Origin of the sequence: Bradyrhizobium sp. B124, from assembly GCF_038967635.1 — a bacterium.
Classification (GTDB): Bacteria; Pseudomonadota; Alphaproteobacteria; order Rhizobiales; family Xanthobacteraceae; genus Bradyrhizobium.
Window position 1 is genome coordinate 3,945,316 of sequence record NZ_CP152413.1, and the last position, 17,261, is coordinate 3,962,576.

17 protein-coding genes are annotated in these 17,261 nt (G+C 63.8%); 6 read left to right on the plus strand and 11 right to left on the minus strand.

Annotation, left to right across the window (positions count from 1 at the left end; translation table 11 throughout):
* Positions 1-111: 111 nt before the first annotated feature.
* Together AAFG13_RS18965 and AAFG13_RS18970 are read left to right on the plus strand one after the other, a co-directional pair.
* Positions 112-819, plus strand: coding sequence for a FecR family protein (locus AAFG13_RS18965; RefSeq protein ID WP_342712967.1), 708 nt, complete (start codon positions 112-114; stop codon positions 817-819).
* A gap of 2 nt (positions 820-821) precedes the next feature.
* A complete protein-coding gene (locus AAFG13_RS18970) occupies positions 822-1,985 on the plus strand; it encodes a hypothetical protein (RefSeq protein WP_342712968.1) in 1,164 nt (387 codons plus the stop codon).
* 65 nt (positions 1,986-2,050) lie between these two features.
* On the opposite strand, the gene AAFG13_RS18975 is transcribed toward AAFG13_RS18970, so the two are convergent.
* From AAFG13_RS18975 to AAFG13_RS18985, 3 genes are all read right to left on the minus strand, one after another.
* Positions 2,051-2,380, minus strand: a complete 330-nt coding sequence (locus AAFG13_RS18975; RefSeq protein ID WP_342712969.1) for a hypothetical protein — start codon at positions 2,378-2,380, stop codon at positions 2,051-2,053.
* 65 nt (positions 2,381-2,445) lie between these two features.
* A complete protein-coding gene (locus tag AAFG13_RS18980) occupies positions 2,446-2,688 on the minus strand; it encodes a helix-hairpin-helix domain-containing protein (protein WP_212315649.1) in 243 nt (80 codons plus the stop codon).
* Positions 2,689-2,884: 196 nt separating this feature from the next.
* Positions 2,885-4,654, minus strand: a complete 1,770-nt coding sequence (locus tag AAFG13_RS18985; protein ID WP_342712970.1) for a glycosyltransferase family 39 protein — start codon at positions 4,652-4,654, stop codon at positions 2,885-2,887.
* 468 nt (positions 4,655-5,122) lie between these two features.
* Here AAFG13_RS18985 and AAFG13_RS18990 point away from each other — a divergent pair, with 468 nt between their 5' ends.
* Complete coding sequence (locus tag AAFG13_RS18990) at positions 5,123-5,794, plus strand: response regulator transcription factor (protein ID WP_050401724.1); 672 nt, start codon at positions 5,123-5,125, stop codon at positions 5,792-5,794.
* Positions 5,794-7,239 carry a HAMP domain-containing sensor histidine kinase gene (locus tag AAFG13_RS18995; protein ID WP_342713358.1) on the plus strand — a complete coding sequence of 482 codons (1,446 nt, stop codon included), beginning with the start codon at positions 5,794-5,796 and terminating at the stop codon, positions 7,237-7,239. The genes AAFG13_RS18990 and AAFG13_RS18995 overlap by 1 nt, the downstream gene beginning before the upstream one ends.
* A gap of 77 nt (positions 7,240-7,316) precedes the next feature.
* Here AAFG13_RS18995 and AAFG13_RS19000 read toward each other — a convergent pair whose 3' ends face one another.
* A complete protein-coding gene (locus AAFG13_RS19000; RefSeq protein WP_342712971.1) occupies positions 7,317-7,754 on the minus strand; it encodes a VOC family protein in 438 nt (145 codons plus the stop codon).
* Positions 7,755-7,858: 104 nt separating this feature from the next.
* Complete coding sequence (locus AAFG13_RS19005; protein ID WP_342712972.1) at positions 7,859-8,875, minus strand: alpha/beta fold hydrolase; 1,017 nt, start codon at positions 8,873-8,875, stop codon at positions 7,859-7,861.
* Between the two features lie 284 nt (positions 8,876-9,159).
* On the opposite strand from AAFG13_RS19005, the gene AAFG13_RS19010 reads away from it, so the two are divergent.
* A complete protein-coding gene (locus tag AAFG13_RS19010) occupies positions 9,160-10,686 on the plus strand; it encodes an amidohydrolase family protein (RefSeq protein ID WP_342712973.1) in 1,527 nt (508 codons plus the stop codon).
* 161 nt (positions 10,687-10,847) lie between these two features.
* Here the strand turns inward: AAFG13_RS19010 and AAFG13_RS19015 are convergent, their stop codons facing one another.
* Both AAFG13_RS19015 and AAFG13_RS19020 read right to left on the minus strand, forming a co-directional pair.
* On the minus strand, positions 10,848-11,585 hold the full coding sequence (locus tag AAFG13_RS19015) for an enoyl-CoA hydratase-related protein (protein WP_342712974.1): 738 nt from the start codon (positions 11,583-11,585) through the stop codon (positions 10,848-10,850).
* 132 nt (positions 11,586-11,717) lie between these two features.
* The gene (locus AAFG13_RS19020; RefSeq protein WP_212315659.1) at positions 11,718-12,242 is read right to left on the minus strand and encodes a cupin domain-containing protein; all 525 of its coding nucleotides are present in this window, start codon (positions 12,240-12,242) and stop codon (positions 11,718-11,720) included.
* A gap of 141 nt (positions 12,243-12,383) precedes the next feature.
* Here AAFG13_RS19020 and AAFG13_RS19025 point away from each other — a divergent pair, with 141 nt between their 5' ends.
* Positions 12,384-12,599 carry a CsbD family protein gene (locus AAFG13_RS19025; protein ID WP_342712975.1) on the plus strand — a complete coding sequence of 72 codons (216 nt, stop codon included), beginning with the start codon at positions 12,384-12,386 and terminating at the stop codon, positions 12,597-12,599.
* A gap of 66 nt (positions 12,600-12,665) precedes the next feature.
* On the opposite strand, the gene AAFG13_RS19030 is transcribed toward AAFG13_RS19025, so the two are convergent.
* The 4 genes from AAFG13_RS19030 to ggt form a co-directional block, all read right to left on the minus strand.
* Entirely contained in the window at positions 12,666-13,673 is a 1,008-nt protein-coding gene (locus tag AAFG13_RS19030; RefSeq protein WP_342712976.1) for a D-2-hydroxyacid dehydrogenase family protein, read from the minus strand.
* A gap of 46 nt (positions 13,674-13,719) precedes the next feature.
* Positions 13,720-14,178, minus strand: a complete 459-nt coding sequence (locus tag AAFG13_RS19035) for an FKBP-type peptidyl-prolyl cis-trans isomerase (protein ID WP_249132263.1) — start codon at positions 14,176-14,178, stop codon at positions 13,720-13,722.
* Positions 14,179-14,241: 63 nt separating this feature from the next.
* Positions 14,242-15,450: an FAD-dependent oxidoreductase gene (locus AAFG13_RS19040; RefSeq protein WP_342712977.1), complete on the minus strand. Its 1,209-nt coding sequence runs from the start codon at positions 15,448-15,450 to the stop codon at positions 14,242-14,244.
* A 129-nt stretch (positions 15,451-15,579) separates the two neighbouring features.
* Positions 15,580-17,166: a gamma-glutamyltransferase gene (ggt, locus tag AAFG13_RS19045; RefSeq protein ID WP_342712978.1), complete on the minus strand. Its 1,587-nt coding sequence runs from the start codon at positions 17,164-17,166 to the stop codon at positions 15,580-15,582.
* Between the last annotated feature and the right edge of the window lie 95 nt (positions 17,167-17,261).

Here is a 17,261-nt window from a genome sequence, read left to right on the forward strand (position 1 = left end):
TCCATCGACCCTCACCATCCGGCGCAACTCAACACGGCTTGTGACAATTATACAATATCAGCTGCGTCCGCGATCCGGTACGATGAGAGGGTTAGTTCGATCGGTATTGCAATGAATTCGCGCCACAGCTTTTTCTCCTTACTTGCACTCGGTCTTGCGGTCGCATTGACGGCTCATCCCGTTCAGGCGCAGACGCGCGTCGGCGAAGCGGCCATGGTGAAGAACGAGGTCGTCCGCGTTGCGGCCGCGACCACGCCGATCATCGTCGGCGACGCGCTGCTGCGCGATGAGACCGTGCGCACCGGTCTCGAGAGCGCCGCGCGGCTGGTGATGGCCGACAGCACCAACCTGTCGCTCGGACCGAATGCCTCGCTCAAGCTCGATCGCACCGTGTTCGACGACGAGCATCACTATCGCGATGTAGCGATCCGCCTGACCTCGGGAGCGTTCCGCTTCGTCACCGGCCACTCGAACAAGGCCGCCTACACGATCACGACGCCGCTTGCGACCATCGGCGTTCGCGGCACGGTGCTCGACATCCTGTCGCAGCGCGGCAAGACCACCGTGGTGTTGCAGGAAGGCGCATCGACGGTGTGTACGTCGAACCGGCAATGCATCGATCTGACGCAGCCCGGCGACACCGCGATCATCACCTCGAGCGGCGGCCGCACCACGATCCAGAAGACCAACAACCCGCCATGGACCTTCGCCGCGACCTGCACCCAGGCCGCAGGCCTCTGCACCGTCACCCAGTTCGCGGATGCCTCGCCGGTGACGCCGCCGGTCGACGACCCGACCGGCATGCTGTGCGGACGGTGAGCATGCTACGGCGCATCCATCATTTGATCCTGTCGGCGGCGCTGACAATGACGCTGTCGCTCGCGATGCTGCAGGCGTGGGCTGTGCCGGCTCAGGCGCAGTCTCCGACGCCGAACTGCACTTCGAATCCGGATTCGTTTTCAGCATCGCCGAACTGTACGTCGACCCCGACGCCAACGCCGACACCTACTGCCACACCATCGCCAACACCGACACCCACGCCTATCCCCACGCCGACACCAACGCCCAGTCCGTCGCCGACACCGATCACCGGCGCGCCGTCGAGCGGCAGTTCGATCAACAACCTCGCCGACCAGCGCTTCAACCAGATGATCACCAACCGCGTGCTCGGATCGGTGCTGCTCGGCGTCAACGAGCAGGTCAACTGCGACGACTGCATCAGTGCCTTCGGCTCCGCCGGCTCGTTCTCGGCCGGCATCCATGGCCGCAAGACCATTACACCGAATTTGTCGCTGCTCGCCGGCATCGCCTACACGCAGTATGGCGAGGGCGGCTACAACGTCACCAGCGCGCCGATCGGCGCCTTCGCGCTGCGCTACGACTTCGTCGACTGGGGCTCATCGCGGCCGTTCTTCGATATCGGCGCCATCCTCTCGCCGTCGGAGAAGGTGCGCTACACCCGCAGCTACGCGACCAGCCTCGGACCGGTGTCGGTCACCGGCCAGACCTCGAGCGAGAATTACGGCGTCTATGGACGCGCGGGCTGGATCAACCGGCTGTCGGCGCGCGACGAGGTCGCGGCTTCGGTCGAAGTCTGGCAACTGTGGCAGCGGGTCAAGGGCTACAGCGATCCCGCGATGGCCTTCAATCCGTTCGACGCCACCATCGCGGACGGCACCGATCGCACCAGCCTGGTCAAGATCGGCGGCCAGTGGACGCATCTGTTCGGATCGAACATCGAAACCAACATCAATGGCGGCTGGGTGCAATCCTTCGCCACCCATTCCGGCATCGTCGCCACCGTCACCGGCGATGGCACCATCGTGCCGACGATCGGCAACCAGGGCTGGTTCGAATATGGCGGCCGCGTCGGCTTCCGCATCACCAAGGGCTGGATCGCCGATATCTTCCTCAACGGCACCGCCGGGCCGCAGCCGGTCGGCAACACGGTTCACGGCGGCGTCGGCTTGCGGATCAGCTATTAGGACGGAGCCGCTGGTCCGGACCTGCACCATCGAGCAACCGGATCAGCGCCGACGCCGGTCTACGTTCAATCGTTGTCCCAATAGCCGTCCGAGTAGCCTTCCCGGTACCCGGATCGATAACCGTAGTCATATCCGCCCGGATATTCGTCGCCGTATTCGTACACGTGACGATGGTAATGGACGACGGGGGCCGGCGAATAATAGTCCCTCTCGTAGACATAGGCCGGAGCCGCACCGGCAGCCATGGTGGAGCCCAACAGGGCGCCGACGGCCAAGCCGCCGACGATGCCGACGGCGACCGCATCCCCCCGCCGGCCGCGTGCCGTGGCTTCTGTCGACCCAAGGCACCCCACAGCGATCACCGCCATGGTCGCAAAAACAGCTACTCGTTTCATTGAAGCATATCCTTGTTCGCGTTCAACAACCGCGCCGCCCCTTGGCGGCGATCGGCAGAGCTCGTCTAGAACGTGACGAGCTCCTTGAGCTCGCTCCTGACGAATCGCGGCACAACCCGTCGGGCCACGAAATCATTCCAATCCTTGAACTTTGACTTTGCTCTCGCCTCCGTGATCGCAGTGACGCCGCGCACGCTGAGGTGCGGAAGCTTCACCAGCTCGCTGACAGGAGCGGTGTTGAGGTTGATCTTGTCGGCGCGACTGATCGATGGCCGTGTTGCGGTTGCCGGGCGAGTTGAACCGGTCATTGATGGAGATGTCTGCGCGACCGCGGTGGCACCGATGACTCCGCAAACGCCGAGGCTGATGCAAACCAACCTGATAAGCATGGACCGCTATCCTTCGTGATACGACGCCCTTGACCCCGCCGCCGATAAAGCGGGAGCCGATTACCGCAAGATTACGGGTGCGATCATCACGGCGGCATTCCGGGAATAAGCCTGATCAACGCAGCACGACGAAGAGCCTTGCGGCTCGCTGATCCACCAGCATGTTGGCTCCTGGATCGTTGGTCTGCGGCGCATTTCCCGGCGGCTGATTTTCCGGCAGTGCGACATCCGGCTCCGCGCGGAGCGGCGGATCTGCTTGCGGAGAAACACGTCCTCCGCCCTGACCGGCATCGTTGACGAGGCTTGACGGTGCATCGTCCGGCTCACGAAGCGGTGCCACCAGGAATGCAACGAGGTTTCGCCTGATGCCTGGAATTCCGAACAGGCTCGATTGAACGGAAAACTCGCGCTTGACATAGCTTCCGGCGTGAGCCGCCATTCGCCCGGTCCATTCAAGGCAATCGTCCTGGTCGTCGAAACAGAGCGCTGCCCAGCCGCGCACCGGTGTCACCTCGCGAGGCAGTGCCAATGAATATTGGTAGGCGTAAGGATCGCCATAATACGGGTGATCGGAGCTGTAGAAGGCCACCGCGACCCCAAGGCTATCGTTGCCGCCGACGATCGACAGCGGCGTGCCCATCTGCTCGTGCCACAGCCGGGTGAGTTTGTCTGCGGCCTGGTGATAGACGTTTCGCCCTTCCTCATAACCGTAGCTGTTGCGGTAGAGCGCATGGGCTGGGGCCGCCAACACGGCGGCGACGATTGCAATTCCGGCAACCAGGAGCGCTGCATTGACCGTGTAGAACCGCTCGATCCGATAACGCGTGCTGCACACGACCGGCACGGCGAGCAGGAACAATCCCTGAAGCGCCCATAGCGACGGCAAGTCGGTGCCAAGGAATATGGACGTGATGAAAGGAAGAGCGATCGTGCCGATCGCGACGTGGCCGATGAGCTTCAGGTTGGGATCCGCCGCCGCGAGATCCCGCGGAAGGCGCTTGATTCGATACCCGGCGATCATCGCCCACGTCACGGCGGACACGCTCGTCGCCGCAGCAAGGCCCAACAGGAAATTGACGGCATCCCGCAGCGAGTGGGGGAAATCGGCTCCCACATGCGTCGCGGCATAATGGACAGGCTCCGCGCCTGTCGTGGCCAGCCAGTGCAGATGCGGAGATAGCACAATCAGCCCGACGGCAGCAGAGATCCAGGGCGAACTGGACGTGAAATAGGCTCGCCGCGAGGGATGGATGATTGCCGACAACGCGAAGCTGGCAATCAGAAAGATGGAGTAATACTTGCCCAGCATTGCAAGCGACGCCGTGACACCCGCAGCAATCGCCCAGAGCGGCGCCCTCGTTTCAAAGGCGCGCAGGAAGCAGTAGGTTGCAAGCGGCCAGACCGCGAGCAACACGGCGTTGGCGTTGAAGCGCTGCGCATGAAATTGGTATGCCGGGGTCAGCATCAGCAGGAGCAGCACGATCAGGCGCTTGTGCCCGGTCCCGAACCTTCTTGCAATGAGGTCAACGAACCACAAGGCCAACGCCGCATTTGTCATCGCCATCAGCTGCAGCGACCAATCGGTCAGCGGAAAGACCGAGGTCCACGCACCGGTCGTCCACCCCATCAACGGCGGATGCTTGGGATAACCCCATGCGAAATGCCTGCCATACGTCCAGGTCTCCAGCACGTCCGGATGCAGGCCGGCGCCGTGATAGGCCACCGACAGATACACCGTCCAGATGCCGACGAAGCAGGCGAGCAGCAGCGGCACCGACCACCCTGACTCGACTCCTTCCAGCCATCGATTGAACGGACGGCGCCATGACGCCGGGCTGCGATCTGACCGCTTGGCCATCGCTGAGAACGCAAAATCGACCGGCATATCGTTCGGAAGCCTGGGGACGGAGATCGGAAAGCGCGATGCGAGCCGCGTTGTCCGCCATGCTTTTCACAGCGACCATTACGATAGCCTGACGTGGCTCCGTTCACGCCGCTGCCAGCGTATCCTTGCACGCGCCGACGCGCCGTCACTCGCCGGTCATGTTGATCGACGTCTCTCGCGGGGAAATCGCTGAGAGGGGATGCGCGTGCGAAAAGCTCGCTCGCTGTCATGACGCTGATCGGCCCTGGAGCGCTGATGTGTGCGGCGCCCCTGATTGAGTCTTTCGGACGAGCCCCCATCAGGCGTCGATCCGATCACCGCTGCCATTCGAGAATGCCTCTAGAGTCACAAGGAAAGGCCAATCACATCAACGCATTCGTGTGGACACCGCAGTTTTCATGCCGGCCGTAATCTTATTGTAATCCGTCCGTAATGGTAGAAGCCGTGGTTTATGCTTGGGAGAATGCGGTGCGAGTTCTGGTCGTGGAGGATGACCCTCAGCTTGGGCCATGGCTGCGGGATACCTTGGCTACGGCCTTCGGCGCATCCGACATGGTCACGACGCTTGAAGAGGGTCGCGCCGCAGTCGCCGTGCGAAGCTTTGAACTCGTCGTGATCGACCGTGGACTGCCGGATGGCGACGGTCTGGCGTTGCTGCGCGATCTCAAGCAGCAGAAGCCCAGCCCCGCGACAATCGTGCTGACGGCGCTTGATGACCCCCTCGATATTGCGCGCGCCCTCGACGACGGGGCGGACGACTACGTGGCCAAGCCATTCGAACCGATCGAGCTGATCGCGCGAGCCAAGGCGGTGCTGCGACGTCTCTTTCTGGATAGAGGGGCGATCGTTCGCATCGGCAATCTGAGCTACGACGTGCTCAATCGCGAGGTCTGCGTCGATCACGCGCCGATTGTTGTCCCGCGGCGTGAATTGGCGATTCTGGAGGCGATGGTCCGGCGCATTGGGCGCGTCGTCCTGCGCGAGACCCTCGAAGTCGCAGCTTACAGCTTTGACGACGAGATTCAATCAAACGCGATCGAGGCTCACGTGTCGCGGCTGCGCCGGCGCCTCCGCGCGGCCAACTGCAAGGTCGTCATCAAACCGGTCCGTGGCCTCGGATATCTGCTGAGTGGCGAATGATGATTTTGCAATGGCAAAGGCTCAAGCGTGTCCATCGCTCGATCGCGGTGCTGTCCGCGACGCTGATCGGCGCCGTAACGACCATCATGCTGCTCTGCGCAGCAGCCTTGCTGATCCGATTTGGCGGCGACGATGACGGCACCTGGGCCGCCGCCGACGTCGCCGATGCATTGAAGGAAGCCGTCATCCGCAACGAGACCGGGCAACTGGCTCTCAAACGGACCTCGAGGCTGGACGAGATCACCCGCAATTTCCCGACATTCTGGTATGTCGTGTCCGACAAGAGTGGAGAGGTCAGCTACGGCCCAATCCCGAAGTGGCGTCCACAAAAGACCCAGACATCGCGTGACGGGACGAGTTTCCTCGCCTACGCGTTTGACGGCGAAACCACCAATCTGAAGAAGATGTCGGCGGTCAGAAATACGCCTGTGGGCGAGGTGTGGATTGAGACCGGCGGCGTGGCCTATACGGCCGCGCAACTGACGACCGGAATGCTCACCGATGCGACGATTGTCGCGCTCCCCATTATCCTGGTCCTGGCGGCGACGGCGTTTACCGCGATGGTCTTCGTGCCGACGCTGATCGCGCGCCCCGTCCGGGCCGTCGCAGCGGCCGCCGAGATGATCGACGGGGTTTCAGATGGCCGACGACTGCCGGAACAAGATGCACCAGCCGAGCTCTTGCCTCTCGTCGCGGCTTTCAATCGCGCGCTATCGCGAATAGACGTCGCGTCGAAATCGCAACGAAATTTCCTGTCGAATGCAGCACACGAACTTCGTACGCCCCTGACCAATGCGCGCACCATACTCGAGCAGGTCGAGGATGCCCCGTTGCGTGCCAGGCTGATAGCCGAGAACCAGAAGCTGTCGTCGATCGTCACCATGCTGCTCCAGCTCGCGCGTATCTCCGCCGAACCTGCCGAACTGATCGAGATGGATCTTGCGGCGCTGGCGCGCAGGGTTGCGGCCGAACACGTGCCGATGGCGTTGAAGAACGGAAGCGATGTCGAGTTCACCGAACCTCGTCACCCGGTCTGGGTGCGTGGCTCGGAAGCCGCGATCGCCGTCGCGCTCTCGAACCTGATCCGAAACGCCGTAACGCATGGCAGCGCAGGTGGCTCCGTCCTCATCGAGGTCGGAGCACCAGCGCGGTTGAGCGTTATTGACTACGGATCGGGACTCCAACTCGGTCAGCCCGAGCTGCTGCTTGAGCCGTTCAAGCGCGGCAACACCCGCACGGAAGGAACAGGGCTGGGGCTTTCGATCGTCTCCCAGGTGATGACCACCCACGGCGGCACCGTTTCCCTCTGCGAGACCCCTGGAGGCGGCACCACGGTCGAACTGAACTTTCCGGTCGCTGGCTGCCGGCAAGCCGACCTGCCTTCAGGCAGAAAAGCCGTCCAAGCCATGACCGAGGTCCGGCCGGACGGCATCTCCGCAGCCTGAAGTGCTGTCTCAATCCGTCAAGCGGATTGCGAACTGCCGCTCATAGCCGGCGTCGAACTCCTGCACTGTGCGGTGGCTCAGGCGGTGGCCGCGGCGGCCTGCGCCTTCATCGCTGCCTCGACATCCATCCACATCACTTCCCAGATGTGACCATCGGGATCCTCGAAGCTGCGGCCGTACATGAAGCCGTAATCCTGCTGCGGCGACGGATCGGCGGTGCCGCCGGCGCCCTTCGCCCTCGTCACATAGCTGTCGACGGCCTCGCGGCTCTCGGCGGAGAGGCAGATCAGCACCTCGCTCGTGGTCCTGGCATCGGCGATTGCCTTCGGCGTGAACTGCCGGAACTTGTCGTGCGTCAGCAACATGACGTGGATGGTCTCGGAGATCACCATGCCCGATGCGGTGTCGTCGGAGAATTGCGGATTTTTCGTCGCGCCGATCGCCTCGTAGAAGGCGGTGGCACGGGCGAGATTGCTGACCGGCAGGTTGACGAAGATCATTGTCGGCTTGGCCATGAAAGGCGCTCCTTTTTGCGGGTTGTGCCCCGAGGACGAACCGCATAGCCGGATCCCGACATCGCCGCGCAGATTTTTCTTGCGGCGTCCTGCCGCAGGCCGCCTCAGGTCACGATCGGCGTCGGCATGGTCAGAAATGCCCGTGTCACATGCCAGAACAGCTCACGATTGGTGGCGAGCGCCACCGAATGGGCGGTGCCGGGCAGGATGATGAACTGCCGATCGCCATTCGGCAGCTTGTTGAAGAACTCCTCGAGATCGGGGACCGCCGCGATCCCGTCATATTCGCCGCGGACCAGCAGCACCGGCGCCAGCACCTTCTCCGGATGCACCACCGGCAGATTGGCGGTCATGTCGAGATAGGTGCCGGTCGGGATCTGGTCGCCGAACTGCATCTCGACATCGGCCAACACTTCCATCACCGCGGGGTCCGACGTGCCCGGCCTGTCGCGGGTCGCGATCGAACGGATCATGTCGCGGTCGCGCTTGCGCATGTTGTGGCTGCGGTAATAGGCAAGCTGCTCGGCGCGCTTGGCCAGTGTCGGCGAGCCCTCGCCCTTGTAGGTGAAGGCGGCGAACACCAGCCGATCGATGCGCTCGGGTGCGGCCATCGCGAAGGCACCTGCGCGCAGCGCGCCGGAGGATTCGCCGATGAAGTGATATCGCCTCTCGCCGGTCTCGCGCGCAATCACCTCGACCGCGGCCTTCAGATCCTCGACGCCGCTCGCGATATCCGCATTATCAGAGGTGCGGCCCGACTTGCCGTAGTTCTCGTGATCCATGGTCCAGCAATCGAAGCCGTAGCGCGCAAAGACATTGAGCAGCGAATACTCGCCCTTGCCGGGCACCGTGAGGTCGAACACCCTCGACGTCACCGACGAGCCATGAACGAAGAACACCACGGGCCGCGCCGGCTCGCCCGGCTTCGGCGCGGTGACCCGCTTGCGGAACATCCACAGCGGGATGTCACCCTTCTTCGCCCAGTATTCGTTGCTCCATATTTCTCCCTCGGCAGGAACTGCGGCCGCGGCCTGCGCCGGCGCTGCGCCGAGCACACCGGCTGCTGTCGAAACGCCGATGCCCTTGATGACGGTGCGCCGCGAATGGTCTGCTGGCGTCATGGTTCGCCTCCCTCTGAACGATCGGGCTTCGTTCGGCCCCTCGGGTTTTGCACGACGTTAGCATCCACAACCGTCATTGCGAGCGCAAGCGAAGCAATCCATGGCGCCGCTTGCAGCAAGAGTATGGATTACTTCGTCGCCTGCGCTCCTCGCAATGACAGCAAATACAGCGCACGATTTTGTGAACGCGGTTTCCGGCAATCGGCGCGGACGACGGACGGACTTGGTCCTAGTCTCCGCCGCGGTCCGACCCGGAAAAACCCGGCGCGATGCGGGAGCGAAGAATGAGCAGCAGTCTCACCGACGAAGAACTTGCCGCCTTGATGCCCTCCGAACTGTGCCAGCACCAGACGCCGATCCCGACCCAGATCGTCTCCAGCGACGAGTTCTATCCTGACCCGCAGAACGAACGGCAGCGCGAGGTCGAGGCGCGTCTGCTGGCGATGGCCGACGATCTCGGCGGCAAACAGGGCCTCGATCGCCGCCGGTTCTTCCAGACCGCGGCCGGCATGGCCGCTTCCTTTGTCGCGATGAACCAGGTCTACGGATCGTTGTTCGACGTGACGCCGGCCGAGGCCGCAACGCCTGCGATGGCGCAAGAGCGCGCCAACGGATTGAAAGACCAGTTCATCATGGACATGCACACGCATTTCCTGCGCGACGACACCCGCATCATGGGCTTCGTGGAAATGCGCAAGGCGGTCGGCAAAGCCGGCTGGAACAAGGAGCTCAACGATCACGAGCAGACCATCGAGGATCTGAAGTTCAACAACTACAAGAAGGAGATGTTTCTTGATTCCGACACCAAGATCGCGCTGATCTCCTCGGCGCCGTCGGACATCGAGCAGGACTGGTTCCTGACCAACGAGCAGATGGCCGATGCGCGCAAGAAGATGAACGACGAGGCCGGCTCGCGCCGCGTGTTCTGTCACGCGATCTTCACGCCCGGCCAGCCCGGCTGGCTCGACAAGCTCGATGCTGCGCTGGCCTTGGGGCCGGAATCCTGCAAGGGCTACACGATCGGCGACAACACCCACAAGGAGATCAGCCGCTATCCGTGGCGGCTGGACGACGAGAAGGTCGCCTACAAGGGCTATGAGAAGATGGTGAAGGCAGGCGTCAAGAATGTCTGCGTGCACAAGGGGCTGTTCCCACCCGGGATCGAGAAGCAGTATCCGAACCTGCGCGGCTTCGCCGACGTTGTCGATGTCGGCCAGGCGGCCAAGGACTGGCCGCAGCTCAACTTCGTGATCTATCACTCGGCCTATCGCCATGTCGGGGGCGATCCCAAGGTCGCGCTGGCCGAATTCGAGCGCACCGGCCGGATCGCCTGGACCTCCGACCTCGCCGACATCCCGGCGCAATACGGCGTCAACAATGTCTACGGCGATGTCGGGCAATTGTTCGCGACCACGCTGGTCGCCGAGCCAAATGTCTGCGCCGCGCTGATGGGCACCCTGATCAAGGGCCTCGGCGTCGACCACGTCTGCTGGGGCACCGACGCGCTGTGGACCGGCGCGCCGCAATGGCAGATCGAGGGCCTGCGGCGGCTGGAAATCCCCGAAGTGATGCAGAAGAAGTTCGGCTACGCACCGCTTGGGCCCGCCGACGGACCGGTGAAGACGGCGATCTTCGGCGACAACAATGCCCGGCTCTACAACATCCAGCCGAAGCGCGCGATGCTGGACATCAAGGGCGACCGCTTCGCGATGATGAAGGCGCAGTACGAGAAGGCTGGCGTAGAGCCGTCGAATACGCGCTACGGCTATGTGGTGCCGAACGGGGCGATCGATCACCGGGTGTTTGCATAGTCGCCCTACCCGTCATTCCGGGGCGACGCGCAGCGTCGAGCCCGGAATCCATTTGGCCGCATATTGTGTGGTGGGATGGATTCCGGGCTCTCGCTTCGCGAGCCCTCAGGTGCGCAATTGCGCACCGGGGAATGACGAAACAGCGAGAGCGCCTTCTCGCCCTACTTTCCCGTAAACTTCGGCCTCCGCTTCTCGCTGAAGGCCTTCACGCCCTCCTTGAGATCCTCGCTGTCCCTGACCTCATCGAGCAACCGCCGCGCGTCGGCGACTGTTTCAAGAGGTCCCTTCGGCATCGCCTCGCGGGCGAGCTTCTTCAACGCGCGGACCACCAGCGGAGCATTGCCGGCGATCTTCGCAGCCATCTCCTGCGCCAGCGCGAGGTGCTGACCTTTCGGCGCGACCTTGTTGACGAAACCGATCTGGAAGGCGCGTTCCGCCGACATCTCGTCGCCGACCAGCAGAAATTCCATCGCGATCTTGTGCGGCATCCGCGCCATCACCGATGAGACGCCGCCCGCGGTGGTGCCGATCTTTCCCTCGGGATAGATGAAGCGCGTCGTCTCCGACGCCACACACAGATCGGCCATCTGGACCAGCACGAAGGCGCCACCCACGACCCAGCCGGATGTCGCTGCTATCACCGGCTTGTCCAGCTCGACGCCGAGGCCAGGCACGGCGTGCCACATGTTGGCGGGGAGATCACCAACATCGGCGCCGACTGAGAAATACTTTTCCTCCGCCGAAGCCAGCACTGCGACACGATCGTCGCTGTCCCGAAACCGCAGCCAGGCGTCACGCAGCTCGGTACACAACGCGTTGTTGAGCGCATTGTGCTTCTCGCTGCGTGCCATCGTAATGGTCGCGACGTGGTCGGCGCTCTGGTATCGAACGAGCGTCATGCTGGCCTCCCTGCTCTGTCGTCATTCCGGGGCGACGCGCAGCGTCGAGCCCGGAATCCATTCATCCACCAACGCTGCGGCCCGATGGATTCCGGGCTCTCGCTTCGCGAGCCCCGGAATGACGAGGTCCCATTACTTCCTCTCGTCGGGATGCCGGTGCACCGGATCGACCCAGAGCACGTTCTCCGGCTTCTCGACCGGCTCGATGTCGAGATTGATCGCGACCGCCTCGCCGTCGGAACGCACCAGCACGCATTCCAGCACCTCGTCGGGACTGGCGTTGATCTCCTGGTGCGGCACGTAGGGCGGCACAAAGATGAAATCGCCTGGACCGGCCTCGGCGGTGAACTGCAGCTTCTCGCCCCAGCGCATCCGCGCCTTGCCCTTCACGACATAGATGATGCTTTCGAGATGGCCGTGATGATGCGCGCCGGTCTTGGCGTCCGGCTTGATGCTGACGGTACCCGCCCACAATTTCTGCGCGCCGACCCGGGCGAAATTGATCGCGGCCTTGCGGTCCATGCCGGCAGTCGACGGCACGTTCGGATCGAGCTGGTTACCCGGTATCACCCGGACGCCGTCGTGCTTCCAGCGCTCGTCGTCATGATGGTGATGATCGTGGTCGTGGGAATGGGTGTGATCGTGGGAACCGCTCATCGTTCTTGCTTTCGTTGGTCAAGTTTTCGTGCGTGGAACGCTACCGAAAAGCACGCGCGCAGGCGAGCGGAAAATCGGAACGTTCCGGCGCCGCCGCGCGTTGCTCCAGCGAAGTTTCAATGTATTTGGAGGAACAGGCCAATGGGTAGCACCACCGACAAGATCAAGGGTACCGCCAACGAGGCGATGGGCAAGGCCAAGCAGAAGATCGGCGAAGCCACCGGATCCGAGGAGATGCAGGGCGAAGGCGCGATCCAGGAAGCCAAGGGCAAGGGCCAGAAGGCACTCGGCGACGCCAAGGAGATCACAAAGGATGCCGTGAACGGGGCCGCGGCCGCAGCGAACAAGAAGCTCTGATCTGCAGGCGATCAGCTTTTGAGAAGGACCGGTCCGTTCGGCCGGTCCTTTTCATGCCGCGATCAATCAGCCGCGCGGGCGGGGATGTGCCAGCACCTCCGGATGTGTCAACACATCGGGATTGACCACATTCGTCGGCGTACCTGCGGCATAGGCCACGATCTGGTCGAAGATGTCGGTGAACTGAATCTCGTATTCGTCGCGCGAGACGTAGCCGAGATGCGGCGTGCAGACCACATTGTCCATGTTGAGCAGCGGGTCCGACGTGTCGCGCAGCGGCTCCTTCTCGTAGACGTCGACCGCGGCCATGCCGGGCCGCCCGGCGCGCAGCGCGTTGACCAGTGCGCCGGGCTCGATCAGCGGCGCGCGGCTGGTGTTGACGATCAGCGCGGTGTCTTTCATTCGCCCGAGGTCGTCCGCCTTGACGATGCCGCGCGTCGCGTCGACCAGCCGCATATGCAGCGACAGCACGTCGCAGCGGGCAAAGAAATCGGCCTTGCTGGCGGCGGTCTCGTAGCCGTCGGCGCGCGCCTTCGCCAGCGCCGCCTCGCGCGCCCAGACCAGCACGTTCATGCCGAACGCCTTACCGTAGCCCGCGACCACGGCGCCGATGCGGCCGTAGCCGTAGATGCCGAGCGTTTTGCCGCGCAACGTATGGCCGACGCCGATCTGCCATTTGCCGGCCTTCAGCGCCGCCATCTGCTGCGGGATCGCACGCATCGCCGCGAGGATCAGGCCCCAGGTGAATTCGGCGGTGGCGTAGGACGGCGTATCGGCATGCTGGCCCGACGACACGATGATGCCGAGCCGCGTGCAGGTGTCGATGTCGATATGCGGGTAGACGCTGCGCTGGCTGATCAGCTTCAACTTCGGCAGCCGCTCCAGCAACGGGGTGCGGATCTGGGTGCGTTCGCGGATCAGCACCAGCGCCTCGGTGTCGCGCAGCCGCTCGGCGAGCGCGTCGACGTCCTGGACATGATCGTTCCAGATCGTGACGTCGTAGCCGTCGAGCTTGCGGAAGCAATCGAGGGTGCGCAGCGTGTCGAAATAATCGTCGAGGATCGAGATCTTCATCGCTGCGCCCCTCTTGTCATGGGCCGGTTACTTGACGGCCATCAGGTCATTTTACGCCGAGCAGTTCGACGTCGAACATCAGCGTCGCGTTCGGCGGGATCACGCCGCCGGCGCCGCGCGCGCCATAGCCGAGGTTCGGCGGGATGATCAGCGTGCGCTTGCCGCCGACCTTCATGGTGGCGACGCCCTCGTCCCAGCCCTTGATCACGTGGCCCTGGCCGATCGGAAATTCGAACGGCTCGTTGCGGTCGACGGAGGAGTCGAACTTCTTGCCCTTCTGGCCGTTCTCGTAGAGCCAGCCGGTATAGTGCATGACGCAGGTCTGGCCGGTCTTCGGCGAGGCGCCGGTGCCGACCTTGCTGTCGATGATCTGGAGGCCTGAAGCTGTGGTCATGGGCTTTCCTGCGGTTTGGGCCGTTGCCGTCCTGCCGGCAACGGACGTTGAGACTGCCGCCGCCAGGCCGGCGAATGCAGTCGTGATGATCGTGCGTCGTGAAGATCGCATCTTGCACCTCTCGTGAAGGACCGCCGTCTCTAGCCCAGCGCGCGGCAATTCCCTAGCCGTTTTTCAGTGATCGGCCATGCCGCCATCGCGGTCCAGCGCGAAATCATCGAGCAACGGCGAGGTGCCGCCTGCGATGAGATCGCCGATCAGTTGCGCCGCCAGATAGGAAAAGGTGATGCCGTTGCCACCATAGCCATACGCCGCATAGACGCGCTTCGCGCCGGGCACCGGACCGATCAGCGGCAGGCCATCGCTCGTGGTGTCGAACGTCCCGGCCCAGCGGTATTCGATCTCCGTTGCGGCGAACGGCCAGAGCGCGGCGAGACGTTGCACGAGCCGCCGCGCCTTCTCCGGGATCAAGCGGTCGCGGGCATCAGCCGCGATGATCTCATCGCTATCCTCGCCACCGATGATGATGCGGCCCGCCGGCGTCGTCCGGGCGTAAAGATAATCCCTGGCGTTCTCCCAGATCAGCGCGCCGTCCTTCCAGATGTTCTGCGGCTGCGGCGTGGTCGCAATCGCCCAGCTCGAGGACACGGTCTGGATCGTAGACCGAACGATGTCCGGCATCACATAGCCGGTCGCCAGCACGACGGCCTTCGCGGCAATTTCGCGACCATTCTCGAATCCCACGGTCACCGTTTCGCCCGCCGGATCGAAGGCTATGGCCTCCGCATCGAACTGCCGCGCACCGCGCGCGAGTGCGAGGTGGAGCAGCCCGCGGGCAAGTTGAAGCGGATCCACATCCGCCGCGCCGGGCGAGACGATCGCGCCGGCGCGCGCTATCCGGTAGCTCTCGAGCAGTTGTCCATGATCGAGGAACTCGCCGGGCAGACCGGCGCGGCGGCGGAGCCGATGCTCATCAAGCAATTCGGCTGCAGAGCTGCCGGCCGCCAGATAGAGCGAGCGCTTCTTTCTGATCTCTCCGGGCAGGTTGTGGTCACGAACCAGCGAGATCAGACCGGTCACGGCATCGAGGCTAGCGCGATAGGCGCGCGCAGCCCGATCGAAGCCATACATCGCGGTCAGTTCGACAAGCGGGCGGTCGATCTCCCACAACAACATCGCCGTGCTGGCTACAGTGCTGCCCCGGCCCGGACGCTCTCGATCAACAATGACGACGTCCAGCCCCTGACGGGTCAGGCGCTCGGCGACCAGCGAGCCGGTGATGCCGGCGCCGACGACAAGCGCATCGCAGCCGAGATTTTCCGATAGCGTGGGACGCGGCAGTGGCGTTGCGGCGACAAACCACGGCGAGATGCCGCCGCGCAAATCGGCCTGGTCCGTATCATCTGGATCGAGGGAGCTGATGGCGGGCCTCGCGGGAAAGGGCTTCCAGCACCAATCCCTGCGAGAACAGCTAGTTCCTCAACGCATATCCGGCGCTGCCGCCTGCGACAATCAGTAGCCGAGCGCGCAGCCGTCCTTGCGCGGATCGGAGCCGCCGGTCAGCGTGCCCTTCTCCCAATCGATCCAGATGCCCTGGCCGCCGCCGAGCGGCGCGACCACGCTGGTGGTCTTGTGGCCGATCTTCTTCAGGCCTTCGACGGTCTCCGCCGGCACGCTGTCCTCGAGCTGGTAGACGCCCTCGTAATGCAGGCCGCGCGGCATGTCGATCGCCTCCTGGATGTCGCAGCCATAGTCGAGCATGTTGGTCAGCACGCGGGTCTGGCCGACCGGCTGATACTGCCCGCCCATGACGCCATACGGCATCACCGCGCGGCCGTTCCTGGTGGCCAGCGCCGGGATGATGGTGTGCAGCGGACGCTTGCCCGGCGCAATGCAGTTCGGATGGCCGGGCTGGATGCGGAAGCCGCCGGCGCGGTTCTGCAGCAGGACGCCGGTCTTGTTGGAGACGATCGCCGAGCCGAACGAGTGCGCGATCGAGTTGATGAAGGAGCAGACGTTGCGGTCCTTGTCGACCACCGTGATGTAGACGGTCGAGGGATTCATCGGCGGCGCAACGTTCGGCAGTTCGAGCAGCCGGTCCATCCGGATATTCCTGATGTGCTCGTCGGCGAACTCCTTGGAGAGGATCCCGGCGACGTCGACATGGGCGTGCTGGGGATCGCCGATATACTGCTCGCGCATCATGTAGGCGATGCGCGCCGCCTCGGCCTCGAGGTGGAAACGCTCGATGCTGAGCGGCTTGAACCTGGTCAGGTCGAAGCGCGACAGGATGTTGAGCATCACCAGCATGGTGATGCCGGGGCCGTTCGGCGGGCACTGCCAGACGTCGTAGCCCTTGTACATCGTGCCGATCGGCGAGGTCGTCTCGGTCGAGTGCGCCGCAAAGTCCTCCAGCGTATGCAGGCCGCCGATACCGCGCAGCGTGTCGACCATGTCGGCGGCGATCTCGCCGCTATAGAAGGCGTCGCGGCCCTTTTGCGCGATCGCGCGCAGCGTCTTGCCGAGCTCGGGCTGGCGGATCACGTCGCCGGCGACCGCAGGCTTGCCGTGCGGCAGCAGGTAGCGCTCGGTGTTGGTGCCGTTCTTCAGCTTCTCAAAACCGTTCTTCCAGTCGAAGGCGATGCGCGGAGCGACGACATAGCCCTCTTCGGCGGCCTTGATCGCGGGCTGCAGCAACCGGTCGAAGCCGAACTTGCCGTGATCCCTGAGGATCACGGCCCAGGCGTCGATCGCGCCGGGAATGCTGACGGCATGCGCCGAGGTCAGCGGCACCGAATGGATCTTGCGTTCGAGATACCACTCGGCGGTAGCCGCCATCGGCGCCCGGCCGCTGCCATTATAGGCCGTGATCTTGCCCTCGCCCTTCGGCTGGATCAGCGCAAAGCAGTCGCCGCCGATGCCGGTCGATTGCGGCTCGATGACGCCGAGCAGCGCGCAGGCCGCAACCGCAGCGTCCGCGGCGGTGCCGCCCGCGCGCATCACGTCGATGGCCACCAGCGCCGCTTCCGGATGCGACGTTGCAACCATCGCGTTCTGGGCGTGGACCGTGGAACGGCCGGCGAAGTGGAAATTTCTCATGACGGAGAGCTCGCTTGATCGTGATGGTCTGATGCTGCTGCGGCGGGTGGATGCCAAGGGGATGCGGAGTACATGGCACATTCGTCCCCGGCAGA